Origin of the sequence: Staphylococcus canis (genome assembly GCF_016238445.1) — a bacterium.
Classification (GTDB): Bacteria; Bacillota; Bacilli; order Staphylococcales; family Staphylococcaceae; genus Staphylococcus; species Staphylococcus canis.
This window is the reverse complement of sequence record NZ_JABANU010000089.1, coordinates 1-267: the sequence shown is the minus strand read 5'-3', so window position 1 is coordinate 267 and position 267 is coordinate 1. Positions and strand designations below refer to the sequence as shown.

1 pseudogene is annotated in these 267 nt (G+C 32.6%); it reads left to right on the top strand.

From position 1 onward, the window contains the following. A pseudogene (locus HHH54_RS11040) lies at positions 1 to 267 on the top strand (group II intron reverse transcriptase/maturase); the annotation flags it as partial.

Genomic DNA, 267 nt, shown 5'->3' with positions numbered 1-267 from the left:
TCTTTGTAAAATCAAAACGTGCCGGACAACGTGTTATGGAAAGTATCACAAATTTTATCGAAAAAGACCTGAAATTAACAGTGAATAAAGATAAAAGTAAAGTGGGTTCTCCTACACGTTTAAAGTTTTTGAGTTGTCTAATAATGAAAACAAATGGCACTTGTCGTTTCAGACCCACTATGGAAGCAAAAAGAAACTTAAAAGCCAAATTAAAGTGGGTTACAAGAAGAAATAGACATGGCACATTCAAAGAGATTATAACAGAAA